Source organism: Phenylobacterium sp. (genome assembly GCF_030693405.1).
Classification (GTDB): Bacteria; Pseudomonadota; Alphaproteobacteria; order Caulobacterales; family Caulobacteraceae; genus Phenylobacterium.
In genome coordinates, this window is sequence record NZ_JAUYAW010000072.1 from 91628 (window position 1) to 112008 (window position 20381).

Here is a 20381-nt window from a genome sequence, read left to right on the forward strand (position 1 = left end):
GGCGCCGGGGTCGAAGGACAGTCGGAGAATCACTGAGCCTCGCGCCCAGGGGCCCGTCGCCGGGCCTGTCCGCACGGCGGAGCCTCAGCCCAAGGTCCAGAACCCATGGATGGCAGGTCTTCCCTTTGACGTTTGAACACCTATCTGAAGGTCTGTCGGGGATCGCCCGTCCCCGGCCTCAGAGCGTCGCCCCGCAAGGGACGTCGACGCGACGAGCCCCAGGGTTCCGCCGGTCCCCCCCGTCGGAACCAAACGCCGCCGGATCCTCTCCTCCGGCGGCGTTCTGGTGAAAGGGAGACTGCCATGAGCCCCGTCCACACACCTCCGGCCGAAGAGCTGGGCCAAATCCTCGCCGACAAGCTGCTCGCCCGACTTGGGCCAGGTCCGGCCAAGGACCAGGCCCTGCAGGCCTTCGCCGCCCAGGCCGCCGAGGACGTGGTTCCGGCCGAGCTGCCTGAGTTCGACCTGGATGACCTCGCCGCCAATCTGGCGGCCTTCTGGACCTTCGCCGAAAAGCGTCGCGGTCTGTCGCCGATCCTGCGGATCGTGCGCGCTGAGCGGGCGTCCGAGGACTCGCCCCGGCTCGACTTCGACCGGGTGGAGATCGTCCAGGAGGACGGGCCCTTCCTGGTGGACAGCGTGATGGGCGAGATCGCCGACCAGGGCTTCCAGGTCCGCGCCATGTTCCACCCGGTGGTCGAGGTGTCCCGGGACGCCAAGGGACATCGGAGCCCCGACGGCGCCCTCCACCGGGAATCCATGATCCAGGTCTTCGTCGACCGGATCGGTCCGGATCGGGAAGACCAGCTGCTGAGCGGCCTGCGCGCGGCGCTGGCCGACGCCCGGGCCGCAGTGGCCGACTTCCCGGCCATGTTGGACCTGATGGGCCGAACGGTGGCCGAGCTGGAATCCCTGGCGCCCGAGACGCCGCGGCGGGCTGAGGAGCTGGCCTTCCTGCGCTGGCTGCACACCGAGCACTTCGTCTTCCTGGGCGCCCGGATCTATGAATATCCCCGGGTCGAGGGCGGCGACTACGCCCCTGAGGAGCCGCTGTTCCAGCCCCAGGACGGGCTGGGCGTGCTGCGCGATCCAGCGCAGCGGGTTCTGCGCCGGACCAACGAGCCGGCCGTGCTCACCGCCCAGCTGGCCAGGCGTCTGGAAGACGAGTCCGCCGTCACCGTGGCCAAGGCCAATATGCGCTCCCGGGTCCATCGCCGGGGCTACATGGATTATGTCGGGGTGCGCCGGTACGGGCCTGATGGCCGTCCCTCGGGGGAGGTGCGGTTCGTCGGCCTCTTCACGGCCGAGGCCTATGACCAGCCCGTCAGCAACGTGCCCCTGGTGCGGGCCAAGGCGGCCGGCGCGCTCGCCCGAGCGGCCAAGGCGCCAGGCAGCCACAACGCCAAGCGGCTGAAGAACATCGTCGAGAACTATCCCCGCGACGAGCTCTTCCAGATGACCGAGGACGAGCTGCTGACCAATGCGCTCGGCGTGCTGCATCTTTACGATCGGCCCCGGGTGCGCCTGTTCGAGCGGCGCGATCCATTCGACCGGTTCTGCTCGATCCTGATGTTCGTGCCCCGGGAGCGCTACGATTCCGACCTGCGCATCCGGGCCGGTCAGCTGCTGGCCAAGGCCTATGGCGGCCGGGTCTCAGCCTATTATCCGAGCTTCTCGGACTCCCCCCTGGCCCGGGTGCATTTCATCATCGGCTTTACCGCCGGCCAGAAGCGCGAGCCGGATCTGGCCGCGGTCGAGGCCGAGATCGCCGAGGCCGCGCGCACATGGGAGGACCGGTTCGAGGCCGCCGTGCGCGACCTGGAGCGTCCCGCTGCGGTGACCGGCGACCTGCTCGGCCGCTACTATGGCGCCTTCTCGGCGGGTTACCGCGACCGCTATGACGCGGCCGAGGCCCTGGCCGACGTGGCGGTGATCGATGACCTTTCCCCAGGGGAGGTGGTCCGCGTGCGGGCCTTCCGCCGTGACGGCGACACCGCCCGCAATTTCCGATTCAAGCTCTACCGCCCGGCCGAGCCTGCCCCGCTCGCCGATGTGCTGCCGATCCTGGAGAGCATGGGCCTGAAGGCCATGGCCGAGGCCGGCTTCCCGGTGCGCAAGGTGGGCGCAGAGCCCGTCTGGGTGCACGAGTTCGAGCTGGACGATCCCCGGGGCGCGGACCTTGTGTTCGAGGACGTGAAGGCCTGTTTCGAGCAGGCCTTCGTCGCCGTCTGGACCGGTCAGACCGAGAATGACGGGTTCAACCGCCTGGTGCTGGAGCTGTCCATCAGCTGGCGGGAGGCCGCCCTTGTCCGGGCGCTGGCCCGCTATCGCCAGCAGACCGGCCTCGATCCCTCCCAGCGCTTGCAGGAGGAGGCGCTGAGCCGCCGGCCCGGCGTCACCCGCCTGATCCTCGACCTCTTTCGGACCCGGTTCGACCCGGCGGTCCGCGCCGACCTGGCCGAGCGCCAGGCCCAGGCCAAGGCGGTGATGGAGGAGATCACCGAGGCCCTGCAGATGGTCGAGAGCCTGGACGATGACCGGGTGCTGCGTCGCATCGCCCTGCTGGTCCAGTCGATCCTGCGGACCAACTATTATCAGCGTGGGGACGACGGACGGCCGGCGCCCTTCATCAGCTTCAAGGTGGCCAGCGAGGAGCTGGCCGACCTGCCGGCGCCCAAGCCCTATCGGGAGATCTATGTCTGGTCGACCACGGTCGAGGGCGTGCACCTGCGCTTTGGCCCGGTGGCCCGGGGCGGCTTGCGCTGGTCGGACCGCCGCGACGATTTCCGCACCGAGGTTCTGGGGCTGGCCAAGGCCCAGCAGGTGAAGAACGCTGTCATCGTGCCCGTGGGCGCCAAGGGCGGCTTCTATCCCAAGGCCCTGCCGGTGGGGGGAAGCCCCGATGCGATCCGCGCGGCCGGGGTCGAGGCCTACAAGACCTTCCTACGCGGCCTCTTGGACATCACCGACAATCTGACGCCAGACGGCGAGGTGATCGCGCCCAAGGGCGTGGTGGCCCATGACGGGGAGGACCCGTATCTGGTGGTCGCCGCCGACAAGGGCACAGCCACCTTCTCCGACATCGCCAACGGGTTGGCCGAGTCCTACGGCTTCTGGCTGGGTGACGCCTTCGCGTCTGGCGGATCGGCCGGCTATGACCACAAGGAGATGGGCATTACCGCCCGCGGCGCCTGGGAGGCGGTCAAGCGCCACTTCCGGGAGCTGGGCAAGGACATCCAGGCCGAGCCCTTCACCGTGGTCGGCGTCGGCGACATGTCGGGCGACGTGTTCGGCAACGGCATGCTGCTGTCGCGGCAGATCCGCCTGAAGGCGGCCTTCGACCACCGTCACATCTTCCTCGATCCCCAGCCGGTCCCCGAGACGAGCTTTGTCGAGCGCGAGCGCCTGTTCGCCCTGCCGCGCTCCTCCTGGGATGACTATGACCGGGCGAAGATCTCGGCCGGCGGCGGCGTCTTCCCCCGCACCCAGAAGTCCATTCCGCTGAGCCCTGAGGTCCGCGAGATGCTGGGGGTCGAGGCCGAGGCCCTGGCGCCCAATGAGCTGATCAGCGCCATCCTGAAGTCCGAGGCTGAGCTGCTCTATCTCGGCGGCATCGGCACCTATGTGAAGGCCGCCGCCGAAAGCCATGCCGAGGTGGGCGACAAGACCAATGACGCCCTGCGGATCAACGCCCAGGACCTGCGGGTCCGGGTTGTGGGCGAAGGCGCCAATCTCGGTCTGACCCAGGCCGCGCGGATCGCGTTTGCGCAAGCCGGCGGCCGGGTGAACAGCGACGCCATCGACAATTCGGCCGGGGTCGATTCCTCCGACCACGAGGTCAATATCAAGATCCTCACCGGCATGGTCGAGCGGGCCGGCGATCTCGACCGGCCTGAGCGGGACAAGCTGCTGCGCTCGATGATCGATGACGTGGCCGACCATGTGCTGGCGCACAACTACGACCAGAACCAGGCGCTTTCCCTGCTGGAGCTGGACGCGGTGGGCGAGCTGGAGCCCCACGCTAGATTCATGGCCAGGCTCGAATCCATGGGCCGTCTTGACCGGGTGGTCGAAGGGCTGCCGGACGCCGCGGCCATCGCCGAGCGGGCCGAGGCGGGACGGGGCCTGACGCGGCCCGAGCTCGCCGTGCTGATGGCCTATGGCAAGATTCAGCTGTTCCGGGAGATGGTCGAGACCGAGGTCCCCGACGACCCCTGGTTCGAGCAGGTGCTCGAGGGCTATTTTCCCAAGCCCCTGATGCGTTACGCGCCGGAGATGCGCCGTCACAGGCTGCGTCGGGAGATTATCGCCACGGTGGTGGCCAATGACGTGGTCAATCGCTGCGGACCGAGCTTCCCCAGTCGCCTGATGGCGGCGGCCGGCTGCGACGCCAGGGCCTTCTTTGTCGGCTATGAGGCCGCCCGCGCCGTCCTGGACGTGGCCGCCCTCTGGGAGGCTGTGGAGGCGCGCGACAACGACATGCCCGCCCGCGCCCAGCTCCTGTTGCTGCGCCAGCTGGCCCGGCAGCTCCGCGGCCTGACCTTCTGGTTCGCCCGCCGCGCCTATCGCCAGGGTGAGGGGGTCAGCGCCCTGATCGATCGCTACGCCAAGCCGGCCAGGGCCCTGAAGGCGCTGGCGCCGGAGGTCCTGACGCCGGTGGAGCGGGCCGATCTGGACGCCCTGGCCGACCGGCTGACAGCCGCCGGCGCCCCGAAAGACATGGCCAAGGCGGTGGTCGAGCTCCAGCCCCTGACCATCGCCGCCGACCTGGCCGATCTGGCTGAGGCCTCCCGCTGGCCCATCGAGAATGTGGCCCGCCTGCACCACAAGGTCGGCGAGGTGTTCGGCTTCGACCGTCTGCGCGCGGCAGCCGGCAGTCACTCGGCGGGCGACATCTTCGAGCGGACCGCCGTGCGGCGGCTGGTGGAGGACCTGCTCACCGAACAGACCACGGTCGCCCGGTCGGTGATGGCGAGGGCCCGAGGCCCTGCGGCCGGGGCTGACGCCCAGGCGGCCGAGGCGGCCATCAAGGCCTGGTCAGCCTCGGCGGCCGACGCGACGGCCACGGCCGGCCGCACCCTGACCGAGATCGAGCAGGCGCCCGGCGGCTGGACCTTCGCCAAGCTGACCATCGCCCACGGCGCCCTGCGCGAACTGGCTGTCCGCGCAGAGGGCTGAACTTCCAGGCCTAGTGGCGGAAGACCCGGACGCCGGTGAAGGCCATGGCCAGACCCGCCGCGTCGGCGGCGGCGATGACCTCCTCGTCGCGGATCGAGCCCCCCGGCTGGATCACCGCCGTGGCCCCGGCCTCGGCGGCTTGGATCAGGCCGTCGGCGAAGGGGAAGAAGGCGTCCGAGGCGCAGGCCGAGCCCTTGGCCAGCGACTCCGGCAGACCGGCGGTCTCGGCGGCCTCGGCGGCGCGCAGGGCGGCGATGCGGGCGGAGTCCTTGCGGTTCATCTGGCCCGCCCCGATGCCGGCGGTCTGGCCGCCCTTGGCATAGACGATGGCGTTGGACTTCACATGCTTGGCCACGGTGAAGGCGAACAGCATGTCGCGCAGCTCAGCCTCGGTGGGCTGGCGCTTGGTGACGATCTTCAGATCGGCGGCGGTGATATGGGCGGTGTCGCGGCCCTGCACCAGGAAGCCGCCGGCCACCTGTCGATAGGTGACGCCGGCCGCCTTGGGGTCGGGGAGGCCGCCGGTGATCAGCAGGCGCAGGTCCTTCTTCTTCTTGAAGATGGCGATGGCCTCCTCGTCGGCCTCGGGCGCCACCACCACCTCGGTGAAGACCTTGACGATCTCCCGGGCTGCGGCCGCATCAAGTCGGCGGTTGACCGCCACGATGCCGCCAAAGGCCGAGACCGGATCGCATTGCAGGGCGCGGCTGTAAGCCTCGGTCAGGTCGGCACCCAGCGCGACGCCGCAGGGGTTGGCGTGCTTGATGATGGTCACTGCTGCGCTGGCGGTGGGGTCGAACTCGGCCACCAGCTCAATGGCCGCGTCGGTGTCGGCGATGTTGTTGTAGGACAGCGCCTTGCCCTGCAGCTGGGTGGCGGTGGCCACGCCCGGCCGGTTGGAGCCGTCGCGATAGAAGGCTGCGGCCTGATGGGGGTTTTCGCCATAGCGCATGGTCTGGACAAGCTCGCCCGCGAAGGCCCGGCGGCGCGGCGCTTCTTCGGCCAGTTCGCCCGCGAACCACTGCGAGATGGCGGCGTCATAGGCTGCGGTGCGGGCATAGGCGCGGGCGGCCAGAGCCTTGCGCAGGGACAGCGAGGTGGCGCCGTCGGCGCTCAGGGCGGCGATCACCTCGTCGAGATCGGGCTTCTCGGTGCAGACCGCCACATAGCCATGGTTCTTGGCGGCCGAGCGGATCATGGCCGGCCCGCCGATGTCGATGTTCTCGACGCAGGACGCGAAGTCACCGCCGCCGGCCACGGTCTGCTCGAAGGGGTAGAGAGTCACATAGACGATATCGATGGGGCCGATGCCGTGCTCGGCCATGGCCTTGGCATGGTGGGCGGCGTCGCGAACCCCCAGCAGGCCGCCATGCACCACCGGGTGCAGGGTCTTGACCCGGCCATCCATCATTTCCGGAAAACCGGTCAGGTCGGCCACGTCCTTTACGGGCAGGCCGGCCGCAGCGATGGCCGCCTTGGTGCCGCCGGTGGAGACCAGCTCCACCCCCATCTCGGACAGCGCCCGGGCGGCCTCCACCAGGCCGGTCTTGTCGGACACCGACAGGAGGGCGCGGACCGGTTTGACGGCGTCGGGGGCAGGCGGGAAGTCGGGGGCGGCGGGCACGGCGGTCTCCTGGCGGGAAAGGTGACAAGGCGTGCCCAGGCGAGCGGCGTATGAGGTCCTGGCTCCCCGGTGGTCACCCACCTCGATTTTCGCCAGTCACGCAGGACAGGGGCGTCCTAGTCCTGGCCGGTCGGAGGAGTCAATGCGCCGTCTCAGCGCGGCGGCGGCCAGGGCTCGGCGGCCGCCAGCTTCCAGCGCAGGCGGGCGCCGGCCTCCTGCCGGACCTGGCCGCGCAGCACCACCTGGCTGGTCCGCCGGGCCTGGCCGTCTTGGAAGAAGACCGAGGCCTCGATGGCGACTTCCATGGCGTCGTTGCGAAGCCACCAGCCGGTCTCTTCGCCTTCGGGCTTGATCAGCACGCTCTTGCCGTCGCGGGCCAGGGAGGCCCGGGCGTCGGGGTGGATATGGAAGCGGACGGCGAAGGGGATGAACCGCCGCGGGTCTTCCCCCGGCGCGGCGTCGGTGACAGGGGTGAAGCGGTCCTCGCCGCGCAGTTCGTCGGCGGCCAGGTCCAGGTAGAGCCGCCGCTCATGGCGCAGTCCAAAGCGCCGGACCCAGCCGTCATGGGCCATTTCCAGCCACAGGGCGCCCTCGGCCTGCTGGCGCTTGGCGCTCACCGCCGCATCGGCGCCGATCAGCCGGGGACCCAGGGCGCGGGCCTGCAGCCCTCGCACGGGCGCGCCGCAGGACAGGTCGCCAAGGGAGGCGGTCGAGGCCGCATCCGCCAGACGCAGGGCCTCAGGCCCCACGGCGTCCGGCGACCAGCCGCAGTTGGTGATGGCCCGGCGCCCGGAAATCAGCACCTCAAGCGCCAGCGGTTGGGCGCATGCGGTGACGCTCCAGGGACCCGTCGCTGGTGGGGCGGCGTCGGCCACCAGCTGCAGGCTGCGGCTCTCCAGGCGCTGATAGCCGTTGCGGGCGGCGGGCAGGGTGCGGCCGGCGTCGTTCTCGCTGGCCCTGGCCGCGGCCACCAGGGCCGGGCGCAGGGCCTCGCCGCCCTGGAAGACCGGCAGGGCGCCATCGGCCAGGGTGAAGAACCGCACCGCCCCCACCAGCCGGTCGATGGCCCGCATCATCTCATCCGGCGGCGCGATCCCCCGCTGAACCAGCGCCTCGTCCAGGGTCTGCAGGTCGAGCAGCAACTGAACGGCGGCCTGCGGTGAGCGCGAGGCGTGGCCGCCATCCGCCTGGACGGTTTCAGCCAACGCCTTGGTCAGCCGTTCCAGCGCTGTGGTCGTTAGCCGGTCGCCGGCCTCGCCGGCCAGCACGGCGCCGGCCAGGGCCGCGGCGCAGGCCCGCTCAGCCGCCCGGGCCGGTCCATCGATGGTGGCCAGCAGGTGGCGAGCCTGACGGGCGAGATCCAGCGCGATCTGGGCCGTTTCGGCGTCCGACGCGCCAGCGCAGAAGCGGGGGGCGCCGCAGGCGAGGTTGAACACCCGGCGTTCCAGCACCTCGGGATCCCAGGAAAAACCGTTCCATCGCCCGAAGGTGCGCCGCCAGAGCAAGGTCAGCCGCAGGGCTTCCACTGCGCCGCTCTCGCCCACGGCGAGCAGGTCGCGCAGCCAGTCGAACCGGTGCAGGGCCACGGCGAAGCGCCGACTGGGATTGGGCCGGTCCCAGGGATCGCCCTTGGGTCCGGCGTGCAGGGTGACGCCGGCGAAGGTGAAGTCGCCCAGCAGGATTCGCCGGCCGTTTTCCGCCCGGCCTGGACGGGGGTCGGGGGGCGATCCGGTCAGCCCCTCGGGCCGGGGCCTGGCCAGCATCCAGCGGTGCAGGGGCGAGCCGGCCCATTCCCGGCGGGCCTGCCGGCGCAGGCCGACCGCGAGCGCCAACAGGGCCACCTGGCCAGGCAGCCGCCTGGACGCCGGCGCCGGGGGAGGCTGTCCGGCCACGGGCGCCCCGCTCACCCGCCCCGAAGGGCGGCGATGTTGGCGGCGTAGGCGTCCGCGCCGCCCTTGAAGACGGCGGTCCCGGCCACAAGCGCCGTGGCGCCGGCTTCCAGGCAGAGGGGTGCGGTCTCCGGCGTCACGCCGCCGTCGACCTCCAGGTGGATCTCGCGGCCAGTGGTGTCGATCATCTCCCGCAGCCGGCGGATCTTGGCCAGCTGCGAGGTCATGAACTTCTGTCCGCCGAAGCCGGGATTGATGGACATGACCAGGATCAGGTCGATCTCGTCCATCATCCATTCAATAACCGACGGCGAGGTGGACGGATTGAACACCACGCCGGCCTTGCAGCCCAGGCTGCGGATCAGCTTCAGCGTCCGGTTGAGGTGCGGGCCGCTCTCAGGGTGGACGCTGATCAGGTCGGCGCCCGCCTTGGCGAAGGCCTCGATGTAGGGGTCGGCCGGCGCGATCATCAGATGCACGTCGAAGGGGATGGAGACGTGGGGCTTCAGCGCCTTCACCACGTCGGGTCCAATGGTGATGTTGGGCACGAAATGGCCGTCCATCACGTCGATATGCACCCAGTCGGCGCCGGCGGCTTCGATGGCGCGGCATTCCTCGCCCAGGCGGGCGAAGTCGGCGGCCAGGATGGAGGGGGCGATGAGAGGCGTGCGCGTCATCGTCTGGACTTAACCCAAGCCGCGGGGCGGCCACAAGGACCGCCAGGGCGCCCGCCAGTCCTGCGCCTAGCTCTGCCGCAGGAAGCGGGCGACGTAGAAGCCGTCGGTTCCGCCCGGGCTGTGGAAGGGCAGGATGCGGAGCGTCCCGTCGGGCCGCACGCTGGCGGCGGGCGCCCCGCCTTCGCCGGGGGCGATCGGCTCCAGGACAAAGCCCGGGTGCCGGGCGAGGAAGCCCTCGACCTGAGATTCGCCCTCTTCCGGCTCCAGGCTGCACACGCAGTAGACCAGCCGCCCCTGGGGAGCGACGCGAGGCGCGGTGGCGTCCAGCAGCCGGGCCTGGGTCTCGGACAGGCTGGCGATGTCGGCGGGCCGCGCGGCCCACAGGACGTCGGGATGGCGGCGGAAGGTGCCGGTGGCCGAACAGGGGGCGTCCAGCAGGACGGCGTCGAACAGGTCCGGCGCCTTCCAGTCGACCGCATTGGCGGTGACGGTGGCGGCCTTCAGCCCCATCCGCTCCAGATTGGCCGCCAGCCGTTTGAGCCGGCCGGCCGAGCGGTCCAGGGCCGTGACGCTGGCGCCCGTAGCCGCCAGTTGAAGGGTCTTCCCCCCCGGGGCGGCGCACAGATCGAGCACCTGCTGGTCGGGGCCGGCCTCCAGCAGACGGGCGGGAATAGCGGCTGAGGCGTCCTGCACCCACCAGGCGCCGGCCTCGAAGCCCGGCCAGGTCGCCAGGTCGCCGCGGCGGGCGGTGCGCAGGCTGCCGCCCGGCAGGATCTCGGCTTCCAACTCGGCCGCCAGGGCCTGGGCTGTGGCGGGGTCGCGGACGGAAAGGTCGGTGGCCGGCTCCTGGGCGATCACCTTGGCGATCTCCAGGGCGGTCTCGGGACCGAAGGCCGCGCTCCAGCGGGCCATCAGCCAGGGCGGCGGCAGAGCTTCGGGATCATCCAGGTTCGGCGGTTCGCGCAGCAGACCCCGCAGGACGGCGTTGACCAGGCCCTTGAAGGGCGCGGTGTCGCGGCGCGAGGCGGCCAGATCGACGCTGGTGGCCACCGCCGCAAAGGGCGGGGTCTCCATCAGGAAGGCCTGGGCCACGCCAATCCGCAGGATCTGGCGCACGCCGTCCGGCGGCGACTTGGCGAGCTTGGCGTCCAGGGCCCGGTCGATGGGCCCCAGCCGGCGCAATGTGGCCATGGCCAGTGCGCGCGCAAAGGCGCGGTCCCGCGGCGAAAGCGCGCCAAAGGCCGGCGTGGAGATCGCCTCTTCCAGGCCCGTTCGACGGGCCAGGGCGGCGGTCAGGATGTCGAGGGCGGCGCCCCGGGCGGGGAGGCCAAGATCATTGTCGTCATTCACCGGCTGCGACGTGCCCGCTCCGCCGGCCTCAGGCAAGGAAAGATCGCAGGCGGGCGCCCCTTTCGCCGCCGCCCGCGGCGCAGCGGCGTCTGGCGCAGCGGCCCTTGCCATCCTAAATCATGCCTATGAGCGAGACCCTGCCCCCCAATGCCGCGCCGGACAAACCCCTGAGCCCTGCGGCCCGCCGCGCCCTGGAAGAGGCGCAGGCCCGCCGCGAGGCCGAGGCGGCCCTGCAACCGCCGCCGGAAGAAGGCGGCCCGAAGGGGCCAGAGCCCACCCGGTTCGGCGACTGGGAGCGTAAGGGTATCGCTGTCGACTTTTAGGTCCGGTCAAGCTCGCGCCCTGAGTGCAGCGACTCGCCCCGGCGCGCCGCGGGGCGTTAGGTTCCTGTTAAGACTTGTAAACAGGAGCGTCCGATGTCCTGGCCCATTCGCCATTCCCTGCCCGCGGGCCTCGCCGCCGGCCTGCTCTTGAGCCTGGTCGGCGCAGGGGCGGCGGCAGCCTGTCCCGCCCATAATCCGTGCCCGGCGTCGGCCGGGGGCTATTATGGCGGGGGCTATCAGCACAGCTCCGGCTACAGCGAGACCTATGGCTACGAGCAGGCCTATGTGAGCGACGGCTACGGGACCCGCGGCTACGCCCAGGAATATGGCCCCTATCGTCAGGACTACGGCCATCCCCAGCCCCCGCATCCCGGCTATGGCCACCCCGGCTATGGCCCGCCAGCCTACGGCCCTCCCGCCTACGCGCCGCCGGCCTATGGGCCTTGCTGCAGTCCATGCGTGAGCGCCTGTGGGCAGGGCGCGGGGCTCGTCCTGTCCGACAGCTTCTTTGCAGGCGCCGGCGGCGTGGGACCGATCCCGTCCGGCGGCTATGGCGGCGGCGGCTACTATGTGGTCGGCGGCGGCGGCTCTTCGAGCGCCTATGCGTCAGCCTCGGCGTCCGCTTCGGCCTCGGCCCGGGTCTCCATCCACGGCGGCTATGCGGTGGGCCATGGCGGCTATCGCGGCGGCCACGGGGGCGGCCATGGCGGCAAGGGCCATGGGGGCGGCAAGGGGCGCTAGGCTCCGGCCATCTCCGCCACGATCCGCTGAGCGGCGGCCTGGGGGTCGTTTGCCCCGGTGATCGGGCGGCCACAGACGATGTGCGAGGCGCCGGCCTGCAGGGCCTGGGCAGGCGTCGCGGCCCGGGCCTGGTCATTCTTCGCCGCCCAGTCGGGGCGCACGCCGGGCGTCACCACCAGGAAGTCCGGGCCGCCGATGGCGCGGGCGAGCTGCGCCTCATGGGGGCTGGCGATCACCCCATCGCAGCCGGCGGCCACCGCATGATGAATGCGCCGCTCCACCAGGGACCGGGCGGTCTCGGTGAAGCCCATCTCCAGCAGATCCTCATCCGACAGGCTGGTGAGTACCGTGACGGCCAGCACCTTCAGGCCCGAACGTCCCCGGCCGCGTACGGCGGCGGCCATCACCTGGGGCTCGCCATGCACAGTCAGAAAGTCGCAGCCGGACTCGGCCAGGACCGCGGCTGAGCGTTGCACCGTGGTGCCGATGTCGTGCAGCTTCCAGTCCAGGAAGATCTGTTTGCCCTGGGCCTTGAGCTCCCGGGCGAGCGTCATGCCATCCGAGGCGAACAGTTCCAGACCGATCTTGTAGAAGCTCGCGGCCTCGCCGATCGCCGCCACCATCTCCCGGGCCTGATCGACCGTCGGCAGGTCCAGGGGCACGATCAGGCGCGGATCGCAGGCGACGGCGGCGTCCAAGCGGGCGGTGAGGGTCATGGCGCAGGCTCCAGGCGGATTGGCGCCGTTTGACCGCACAAGGGTCATCGGCGCCGCTTCAATTTTGAGCTAGGAGCGAGGCATGAGCCAGGCTGAGTTTGCGGTCAACTTCTTCGTGGCGCTGTTCGCCCTGATCGATCCGATCGGCAACGTGCCCCTGTTCGGCGCAGCGACCCAGGGCAGCAAGGGTCGCGATGCGCGGCTCGTGGCCGTCTATATCGCCCTGTTCATCCTGGGCTTCCTGACCTTCTTCTACTTCTCCGGCCTGGCCCTGCTGGCCTTCTTCGGCATCTCCCTGCCGGCCTTCCGCATCGCCGGCGGCATCATCCTGTTCCTGCTGGGCCTGGAGATGGCCCGGGACGACTTCACCGCCACATTCTCGGCCATGGCCGAGGGCGACGAAAACCCCAAGGGCCGGGCCGGGCGCAAGTTCGAGCGGCTGATCGTCCCCTTCGCCATGCCCCTGCTGATCGGGCCTGGCGCCATCTCCTCGGTGGTCATCTACGCCAGTGAAGCCAAGGTTTTCGGCCTGGCTGGAGCGGCGATCGGGGTGGGCGTCATCGGCGCCATCGCGCTGGTGACCATGCTCTGCTTCTGGGCAGCGCCGGTGATCAGCAAAATCCTCGGGCGGATCGGCATGACCATCGTCGTCCGCGTGCTGGGCCTCATCCTCTGCGCCATGGCGGTGCAGTTCGTCCTGGTGGGCATCGCCGACGCCACCAGCGGGGTGATCCTCAACGAGGCCGCCAAGCCCTATGTGACCGAGTGACCCGGGCTCAGGGCTCGCCGAAGCGCCAGCCCTGGGACGCCGTCATCGCCATGATCCAGTGCTCGGGCAGATGGCGGGCGAGGCCGGCGATCACCTTGTTCACCAGGCCAGGCACGCAGACCGGCTGGTTCTTCTCCACCGCCGCCAGCCCGACCTCGACCACGGTTTCGGCCTGCATCCACAGCCAGCGCGGCGTGGCGCGGTTGAGCGGCTCACGCATGCCGTTGACGTCGTGGAATTCCGACCAGGTCAGCCCTGGGCACAGGGCGCTCACATGAACCCCGGTTCCGGCGCACTCCATGTGCAGGCTCTGGGACATGCCGATCAGGTAGCGCTTGACCGGGCCATAGAGGCCGACGCCGCCGGGGGTCATGCCTGCCACCGAGGCGACATTGACGATGCGCCCGTGGCGCCGGCTCAGCATGCCGGGCAGGAGCCGGTGGGCCAGTTCAGTGGGCGCAGTCAGCATCACCTGCAGCACGGCGGCCTGATCGGCCCAGCTATTGCCGCCAAAGCCCCCCGGCAGGCCGTAGCCCGCATTGTTGATCAGCACATCGACCCCGCGTCCCTCAGCGGCCAGGGCGTCCGCCAGGCGCGCCGGCGCGGCCGGGTCGGCGAGATCGGCGGCCAGGGTCAGCACCTCCACCCCGTGTCGGACGCGAAGCTCGGCCGCCAGCGCCTCCAGACGATCAAGCCGCCTCGCGGTGAGCGCCAGGTCATGGCCCCGGGCGGCCAGGGTCTGGGCGAAGGCGGCGCCGATCCCGGCGGATGCCCCGGTCACCAGGGCCAGTGGGCGAGCCATGGGCGCTCCTGCACAGCTTTGCGGACCCGTCCTGATCGGCCCCCTTGCCGCGGAAGGGTGGAGAAGGTCGCGGTCTGCGGCAAGCTGGTCGTCCCTGCGGCGAATCCGGCCGTGCGATTGAACCCCGTCCGGAAAGGGTGTATCGCGCCCGCCGCATCGTCGGGGCGCAGACGTCCTGTCTGGAACACTCAAACGCCGCCCCCACGGTCTCCGGAGAGTCCTGATGAGTGAGCCGACCCCATCGGCTGCCGAGGCGCATTCCGACGCCTCCCACCCCAAGCCGGAAGGCTTCTGGGCGCTTGCCCTGGGCTCCGTCGGTGTGGTCTTCGGCGATATCGGGACCAGCCCGCTCTACGCCATGCGCGAGGCGCTCGCCCATTCCCGCAGCGGCGGGACCGATGAACTGGCGGTGTTCGGGGTGGTGTCCCTGATGGCCTGGGCGCTGTTCCTGATCGTCTCGGTCAAGTACGTCATCTTCCTGCTCAACGCCGACAACAAGGGCGAGGGCGGCGCTCTGGCCCTGATGGCCCTGGCCCGCAGATCACTGGGCCGCCGGTCCGGGGCGATCCTGCTCCTGGGCATGATCGGGGCGGCGCTCTTCTATTCGGACGGCGTCATTACGCCGGCCCTGTCGGTGCTGTCGGCCGTGGAAGGCCTGAAGGTCGCGCCCGGGATCGGACCGGCGCTTTCCCCCTTCGTCCTGCCGATTTCGGCGGGCATTCTGATCGCCCTGTTCGCGGCGCAGTCCCGGGGAACGGCCAAGATCGGCCGCTACTTCGGGCCCATCACCGCCCTCTGGTTCCTGACCCTGGGCGGGCTTGGAATCTATCACATTTTTGATGACCCGCGGATCCTGATGGGCCTGTCGCCCCACTACGGCCTGCTGTTCATCCTCGACAACGGCTTCCTGGGATTTGTCATCCTGGGCAGCGTCTTCCTGGCCGTCACCGGGGCCGAGGCGCTCTATGCCGATATGGGCCACTTCGGCAAAGGCCCGATCCGCGCGGCCTGGATCGTGCTCGTCCTGCCCGCCCTGTTGCTGAACTATCTGGGGCAAGGCGCCCTGGTGCTGGCCCACCCCGAGGCGCGGATCAGCCCCTTCTATGAGATGATCCCCGTGGCGATCTTCTGGCCGGTGCTCATGCTGGCCACGGCGGCCACGGTCGTGGCGAGCCAGGCGGTGATCACCGGCGCCTTCTCGGTCACCCAGCAGGCGGTGCAGCTTGGCCTGCTGCCGCGGATCGACATCCGCCGCACCTCAGAGACCCAGGCCGGCCAGATCTATGTGCCCCAGGTCAATATGCTGCTGATGGCCGGTGTGCTGCTGACGCTCGCCCTGTTCCAGAACTCGTCGAACCTGGCCTCGGCCTATGGCATCGCGGTGTCGGGCACCATGTTCGTCAACACCCTGCTGCTGTTCGTGATCATCGGCGCCATGTGGAAGCGGCCCTGGTGGCAGGCTGGTCTTGTGGCCGGCAGTTTCGCCGCCATCGACCTGGTCTTCCTGTCGTCGAACCTGCTCAAGGTCTTCCAGGGCGGCTGGTTCCCCCTGGCGCTCAGCGGGGGCCTGGTGGTCATTATGTGGACATGGATGCGCGGCGCCCAGATCCTCACCGACAAGACCCGGCGCGACAGCATTCAGCTCGCCGAGCTGACCGAGATCCTCAAGGCCCGCGCGCCGCACCGGGCGCCGGGCACGGCCATCTTCCTGACCTCGGACCCCGACGTGGCGCCGGTGGCCCTGATGCACAATCTCAAGCACAACAAGGTGCTGCACGAAAAGAACGTCATCCTGACCGTGCGGACCACCGAGACGCCCAGGGTCAAGGACGAGGACCGGATCAAGATCGAGCCGGTGAACGAGGACTTCAAGAAGGTCGTGGTCGCCTACGGCTTCATGGAGAGCCCCAACCTGCCCAAGGCGCTCGGGCTTTGCCGCAAGCTCGGCCTGAAGTTCGACATCATGGCCACCAGCTTCTTCCTGGGCCGCCGCTCGGTGGTGCCGTCGGCCCAGTCGGGCATGCCGCTCTGGCAGGACCGCCTGTTCATCTATCTGATGCGCAATGCGGCCAATCCCACCGACTTCTTCAAGATTCCGCCCGGCCGGGTGGTGGAACTGGGCACCCAGGTCACGGTCTAGGGCGGCTGGCCTGGACTCGGCGGCCCTAACTGGGCCATGGGTCGGGCGACCAAGCTTGCGGGGAGAGACCAATGAACTGGCTGGGCATTGTGGGCGACGCCCTGTGGATCGTCGCGCTCTCGATCATGGCCAGCGCCTCGCACAAGGCCTGGGCGCGGGTTCCGGCCGACACCAAGATGCCGCTGCAATTCGCTCGCGACGGACGGGCGATGATGCGGGTCCCACGCCATGTGGCCCTGCTGCTGATCCCTGGGATCGCCTTTCTGCTCAGCCTCATGCTGCTCTGGCAGAACCGGCAGACCGCGCCGGGCACGCAGGACGCCCTGGTGCTCTTTGGCATTCGCGCCACCCTGGCCGGGGTCTTCGCCCTCTATCACCTGCGCTGGTTGCACGCGGCCATGACCCAGCTTGACCAGGAAGGCGCGCTTAAGTCTTGAACGGACGCCCCGTTCGATCTTAAAGCCGCGCCAGTTTTCAACTCTCCGACCTTCGAAAGACCTCGCCCCATGGCCGCCGACAAGCCGATCAAGAAAGTCGTCCTCGCCTATTCCGGCGGCCTGGACACCTCGATCATCCTGAAGTGGCTGCAGACCGAATACGGGGCCGAGGTGGTCACCTTCACCGCCGATCTCGGCCAGGGCGAAGAGATCGAGCCGGCGCGGGCCAAGGCCCTGGCCGCCGGCGTGAAGCCCGAGAACATCTTCATCGAGGATGTTCGCGAGGAGTTCGTCCGCGACTTCGTCTTCCCGATGTTCCGGGCCAATACGGTTTATGAGGGCCAGTACCTGCTGGGCACCTCCATCGCCCGGCCCCTGATCGCCAAGCGCCAGATCGAGATCGCCCGGATGACCGGCGCCGACGCCGTCAGCCATGGCGCCACCGGCAAGGGCAATGACCAGGTCCGCTTCGAGCTCGGCTACTATGCCCTGGAGCCCGACATCCATGTGATCGCGCCCTGGCGGGAATGGGACTTCAAGAGCCGCGAGGCCCTGCTGGACTTCGCCGAGAAGCACCAGATCCAGATCACCAAGGACAAGCGCGGCGAAGCGCCCTTCAGCGTCGACGCCAACCTTCTGCACTCCTCGTCTGAGGGCAAGGTGCTGGAGGACCCGGCGGTCGAGGCGCCGGAATTTGTCCATATGCGCACGATCTCGCCCGAGGATGCGCCGGACAAGCCGACGGTCATCACCATTGACTTCGAAAAGGGCGATCCCATCGCTATCGATGGCGAGGCCCTGTCGCCGGCCGCCCTGCTCACCCGCCTCAACCAGCTCGGCCACGACAACGGCATTGGCCGCCTGGACCTGGTGGAGAACCGCTTCGTCGGCATGAAGTCCCGCGGCGTCTATGAAACGCCGGGCGGCACGATCCTGCTGGCCGCCCACCGGGGGATCGAGTCCATCACCCTGGACCGCGGCGCGGCCCACCTGAAGGACGAGCTGATGCCCCGCTATGCGGAGCTGATCTATAACGGCTTCTGGTTCAGCCCCGAGCGCGAGATGCTGCAGGCGGCCATCGACCATTCCCAGGCCCACGTGGCCGGTCAGGTGCGGGTGAAGCTGTACAAGGGCAATGTCACGGTCATCGGCCGCTCCAGCCCCTACTCGCTGTACGACCAGGAGCTGGTCACCTTCGAGGAGGGCAAGGTGGCCTACGACCAGCGCGATGCGGCCGGCTTCATCAAGCTCAACGCCCTGCGCCTGCGCGGCACAGCCAAGCGCGACCGCCGGGGGCGGTAGGCGCAAGGCCGCTGCGGCCGCTCAAGGCTTCAACACCACCTTCACGCAGCCGTCCTTCTTGTCGCGGAAGGTCTTGTACATCTCCGGCCCGCGGCCGAGCGGCTCGGTGTGGGTGATCAGGAAGGTCGGGTCGATCTCGCCTTCGTCTAGCCGGCGCAGCAGGTCATCACTCCAGCGCCGCACATGGGTTTGGCCGGTACGCAGGGTCAGCCCCTTGTTCATCAGGGCGCCCAGCGGGATCATGTTGGCGAGCCCGCCATAGACGCCTGGAACCGAGACCGTGCCGGCCGCCTTGCAGGCCATGATCGCCTCGCGAAGGGCCACCGGCCGCTCGGTCTCCAGCTTCAGCGCGGTCTGCACCCGATCGATCATACCCAGCAGCGGGGTCGGGCCGTGGGCCTCAAGGCCAACAGCGTCGATGCACTTCTCCGGACCATGGCCGTCGGTCATCTCTTTCAGGCTGGGCAGCACCTTGTGGGCGCTGCGGTCCAGGGTCTCGGCCCCCAGGTCAGCCGCCATGGCCAGTCGCTCGGGCACGTCGTCGATGGCGATGACCCGCTGAGCGCCCTGGATGATCGCCGACTGGATGGCGAACAGCCCCACCGGCCCGCAGCCCCAGACCGCCACCGTATCGGTGGGCTGGATGTCGGCGAAGGCCGCCGCCTGCCAGCCTGTCGGCAGGATGTCGCTGAGGAAGAGATAGGTCTCATCAGCCCCGGTCTTGGGAATCTGAATCAGGGTGGTCGCCGCATGGGGGACGCGCAGATACTCCGCCTGGCCCCCGGCATAACCGCCGGTGATGTGGGAATAGCCGAACAGTCCTGCGGTGGTGTCGCCGAAGAAGGCCTTGGCCAGGTCTGAGTTTCGGTTGGTGGTCTGGCAGACGGAGTAGTTTCCCGCCAGGCACTGCTCACACGCGCCGCAGGTCATCTGGAACGGGACCACCACCCGGTCGCCGACCTTCAGGCCCTGGGCTCGGGCTTCAGGGCCTGCCTCGACCACTTCGCCCATGGCCTCATGGCCCATGACGTCGCCGACACACATGGTCGGCACCAGGCCGTTCATCAGGTGCAGGTCAGATCCGCAGATGCAGGTGGAGGTGACGCGGATGATGGCGTCCTTGGGGTCCTCGATGATCGGATCGGGCACCTCCTCGCAGCGGAGGTCCTTCTTGCCTTGCCAGCAAATCGCTTTCACGGGGCGGTCCTCCTAAGCGCAGTTGCGCGTGACGTTGGTCATGCGGGTGGCGGTGATCACATCCAGGGCGGTGACGGCCAGCACCACGCCGAGGGCCAGCCTGGCGTTGCCCTGTTTGGGGTTGCTGCGCCGGTTCAGGGCGCTCAGCACGGCGATGTCGAACACGTCGCCCACGACCCGCGCCCACAGCACGCCCGAGCGCGTCGGATCTGAGAACAGACCCATGCCGGTGGCCATCTCCCGGGCGCCGAACAGCAGCCGGGTGGTCTGCGGCGACCCATTCAGACCGAGGAACCGCTGCACGCCACGGGGGAAGAAGAGACCCCAGAGGCCAAGGCCGATGGCGTTCTGGCCAAGCATGAACGAGACCTGCGGGGAGAGGGCAGGCTTGGCGCGCACGCGGTCGGTGCTCAGGCGCATGCGGCCGCCGCCTGGCAGGGGGAGGGCGGTGCTGGGGGCTGTCTCACGGGGTGCGCCGGCCGCCCAGCTGCGGGCTTCTTTCAACGCGCCTGCGGCCTCGCCTGCGCGGCGGCGCCAAGGGGTGTCGGTTTCTGAGGTGTGGACTGAGGACACGGGCCGGCTCCTGTATCGGCTGACCCGCCTAAAACTCGCATCAGAGCGCCAATCGTTCCCCGCAGATCCTCAGTTTTTCAGTCAGGGGCCCGCGAGTTGACGGCTCCTGGCCCTCGCGGGCGACTGGCGAAGGTTCCGGTGGCGCTTGGCCCGTGCCACTGTGGCGCAAAGGCGCGAGGCTGCGCCATCATTATCCTGAGGGGGAATTCGCCATGAGTCCGCACAGCTGGGTTGCGCTGGTCACAATCGCCGCGCTGCTGGTCTATTTCTGGATGGGGCTCCGCGTTGGCGTGGCCCGGGGGAAAAGCGGTATCGCCGCCCCGGCCATGGTGGGAGATCCGGTTCTCGAGCGGCACATCCGGGTGCAGGCCAACACGCTGGAATGGCTGCCGATCTTCCTGACCGGCCTGTGGCTGTTCGCCATCTACTGGAACGACCTGATCGCGGCTGGCCTGGGCGTGGTCTGGATCGTCGGGCGGCTGCTCTACGCCTTCGGCTATGTGGCCGATCCCGGCAAGCGGGAGCTGGGCTTCATCATCCAGTTCGTGGCCGCCGCCGCCCTGCTGCTGGGCGCCGCAGGCCGGATCATCTGGATCCTGGTGACGGTGGGCGCCTGAGCCCTGGGCGCCGTGGCCCCTGGCCACGATCTGATCGCCTTGGTCA

16 protein-coding genes and 1 riboswitch are annotated in these 20381 nt (G+C 69.5%); of the genes, 8 read left to right on the forward strand and 8 right to left on the reverse strand.

Annotated elements, in window-relative coordinates; translation table 11 throughout:
- Window positions 1-303: 303 nt before the first annotated feature.
- Window positions 304-5178, forward strand: a complete 4875-nt coding sequence (locus tag Q8N19_RS15480; protein ID WP_305592179.1) for an NAD-glutamate dehydrogenase — start codon at window positions 304-306, stop codon at window positions 5176-5178.
- 10 nt (window positions 5179-5188) lie between these two features.
- Here the strand turns inward: Q8N19_RS15480 and purH are convergent, their stop codons facing one another.
- The 4 genes from purH to Q8N19_RS15500 form a co-directional block, all read right to left on the reverse strand.
- Window positions 5189-6802: a bifunctional phosphoribosylaminoimidazolecarboxamide formyltransferase/IMP cyclohydrolase gene (gene purH, locus Q8N19_RS15485; protein ID WP_305592181.1), complete on the reverse strand. Its 1614-nt coding sequence runs from the start codon at window positions 6800-6802 to the stop codon at window positions 5189-5191.
- 26 nt (window positions 6803-6828) lie between these two features.
- Window positions 6829-6912, reverse strand: a riboswitch (ZMP/ZTP riboswitch).
- Between the two features lie 42 nt (window positions 6913-6954).
- On the reverse strand, window positions 6955-8694 hold the full coding sequence (locus Q8N19_RS15490) for a heparinase II/III family protein (RefSeq protein ID WP_305592183.1): 1740 nt from the start codon (window positions 8692-8694) through the stop codon (window positions 6955-6957).
- A gap of 11 nt (window positions 8695-8705) precedes the next feature.
- On the reverse strand, window positions 8706-9368 hold the full coding sequence (gene rpe / locus Q8N19_RS15495; RefSeq protein ID WP_305592185.1) for a ribulose-phosphate 3-epimerase: 663 nt from the start codon (window positions 9366-9368) through the stop codon (window positions 8706-8708).
- A gap of 66 nt (window positions 9369-9434) precedes the next feature.
- On the reverse strand, window positions 9435-10829 hold the full coding sequence (locus tag Q8N19_RS15500; RefSeq protein WP_305592187.1) for an RsmB/NOP family class I SAM-dependent RNA methyltransferase: 1395 nt from the start codon (window positions 10827-10829) through the stop codon (window positions 9435-9437).
- An 8-nt stretch (window positions 10830-10837) separates the two neighbouring features.
- Here Q8N19_RS15500 and Q8N19_RS15505 point away from each other — a divergent pair, with 8 nt between their 5' ends.
- Together Q8N19_RS15505 and Q8N19_RS15510 are read left to right on the forward strand one after the other, a co-directional pair.
- Entirely contained in the window at window positions 10838-11041 is a 204-nt protein-coding gene (locus Q8N19_RS15505) for a DUF1674 domain-containing protein (RefSeq protein ID WP_305592188.1), read from the forward strand.
- A gap of 93 nt (window positions 11042-11134) precedes the next feature.
- Window positions 11135-11782 (forward strand): hypothetical protein, encoded by a 648-nt coding sequence (locus tag Q8N19_RS15510; RefSeq protein ID WP_305592190.1) that lies wholly within the window; start codon window positions 11135-11137, stop codon window positions 11780-11782.
- Here the strand turns inward: Q8N19_RS15510 and pyrF are convergent.
- A complete protein-coding gene (pyrF, locus tag Q8N19_RS15515) occupies window positions 11779-12498 on the reverse strand; it encodes an orotidine-5'-phosphate decarboxylase (protein WP_305592192.1) in 720 nt (239 codons plus the stop codon). The two genes, Q8N19_RS15510 and pyrF, sit on opposite strands and share 4 nt — an antisense overlap.
- Window positions 12499-12580: 82 nt before the next feature.
- Between pyrF and Q8N19_RS15520 the strand changes: the two genes are divergently transcribed.
- Window positions 12581-13267 carry a MarC family protein gene (locus Q8N19_RS15520; RefSeq protein ID WP_305592194.1) on the forward strand — a complete coding sequence of 229 codons (687 nt, stop codon included), beginning with the start codon at window positions 12581-12583 and terminating at the stop codon, window positions 13265-13267.
- 7 nt (window positions 13268-13274) lie between these two features.
- Here Q8N19_RS15520 and Q8N19_RS15525 read toward each other — a convergent pair whose 3' ends face one another.
- Window positions 13275-14069, reverse strand: a complete 795-nt coding sequence (locus tag Q8N19_RS15525; RefSeq protein WP_305592195.1) for an SDR family oxidoreductase — start codon at window positions 14067-14069, stop codon at window positions 13275-13277.
- Between the two features lie 223 nt (window positions 14070-14292).
- Between Q8N19_RS15525 and Q8N19_RS15530 the strand changes: the two genes are divergently transcribed.
- The 3 genes from Q8N19_RS15530 (at window position 14293) to Q8N19_RS15540 (ending at window position 17948) form a co-directional block, all read left to right on the forward strand.
- Window positions 14293-16209: a potassium transporter Kup gene (locus Q8N19_RS15530; RefSeq protein ID WP_305592197.1), complete on the forward strand. Its 1917-nt coding sequence runs from the start codon at window positions 14293-14295 to the stop codon at window positions 16207-16209.
- A gap of 71 nt (window positions 16210-16280) precedes the next feature.
- Window positions 16281-16646, forward strand: a complete 366-nt coding sequence (locus Q8N19_RS15535; RefSeq protein WP_305592199.1) for a hypothetical protein — start codon at window positions 16281-16283, stop codon at window positions 16644-16646.
- Between the two features lie 69 nt (window positions 16647-16715).
- Window positions 16716-17948, forward strand: coding sequence for an argininosuccinate synthase (locus Q8N19_RS15540; RefSeq protein WP_305592201.1), 1233 nt, complete (start codon window positions 16716-16718; stop codon window positions 17946-17948).
- 21 nt (window positions 17949-17969) lie between these two features.
- On the opposite strand, the gene Q8N19_RS15545 is transcribed toward Q8N19_RS15540, so the two are convergent.
- Together Q8N19_RS15545 and Q8N19_RS15550 are read right to left on the reverse strand one after the other, a co-directional pair.
- The gene (locus Q8N19_RS15545; RefSeq protein ID WP_305592203.1) at window positions 17970-19145 is read right to left on the reverse strand and encodes a zinc-dependent alcohol dehydrogenase; all 1176 of its coding nucleotides are present in this window, start codon (window positions 19143-19145) and stop codon (window positions 17970-17972) included.
- Window positions 19146-19157: 12 nt separating this feature from the next.
- Window positions 19158-19718, reverse strand: a complete 561-nt coding sequence (locus tag Q8N19_RS15550; protein WP_305592205.1) for a hypothetical protein — start codon at window positions 19716-19718, stop codon at window positions 19158-19160.
- 212 nt (window positions 19719-19930) lie between these two features.
- Here Q8N19_RS15550 and Q8N19_RS15555 point away from each other — a divergent pair, with 212 nt between their 5' ends.
- Window positions 19931-20335 carry an MAPEG family protein gene (locus Q8N19_RS15555; protein ID WP_305592207.1) on the forward strand — a complete coding sequence of 135 codons (405 nt, stop codon included), beginning with the start codon at window positions 19931-19933 and terminating at the stop codon, window positions 20333-20335.
- Window positions 20336-20381: the final 46 nt, after the last annotated feature.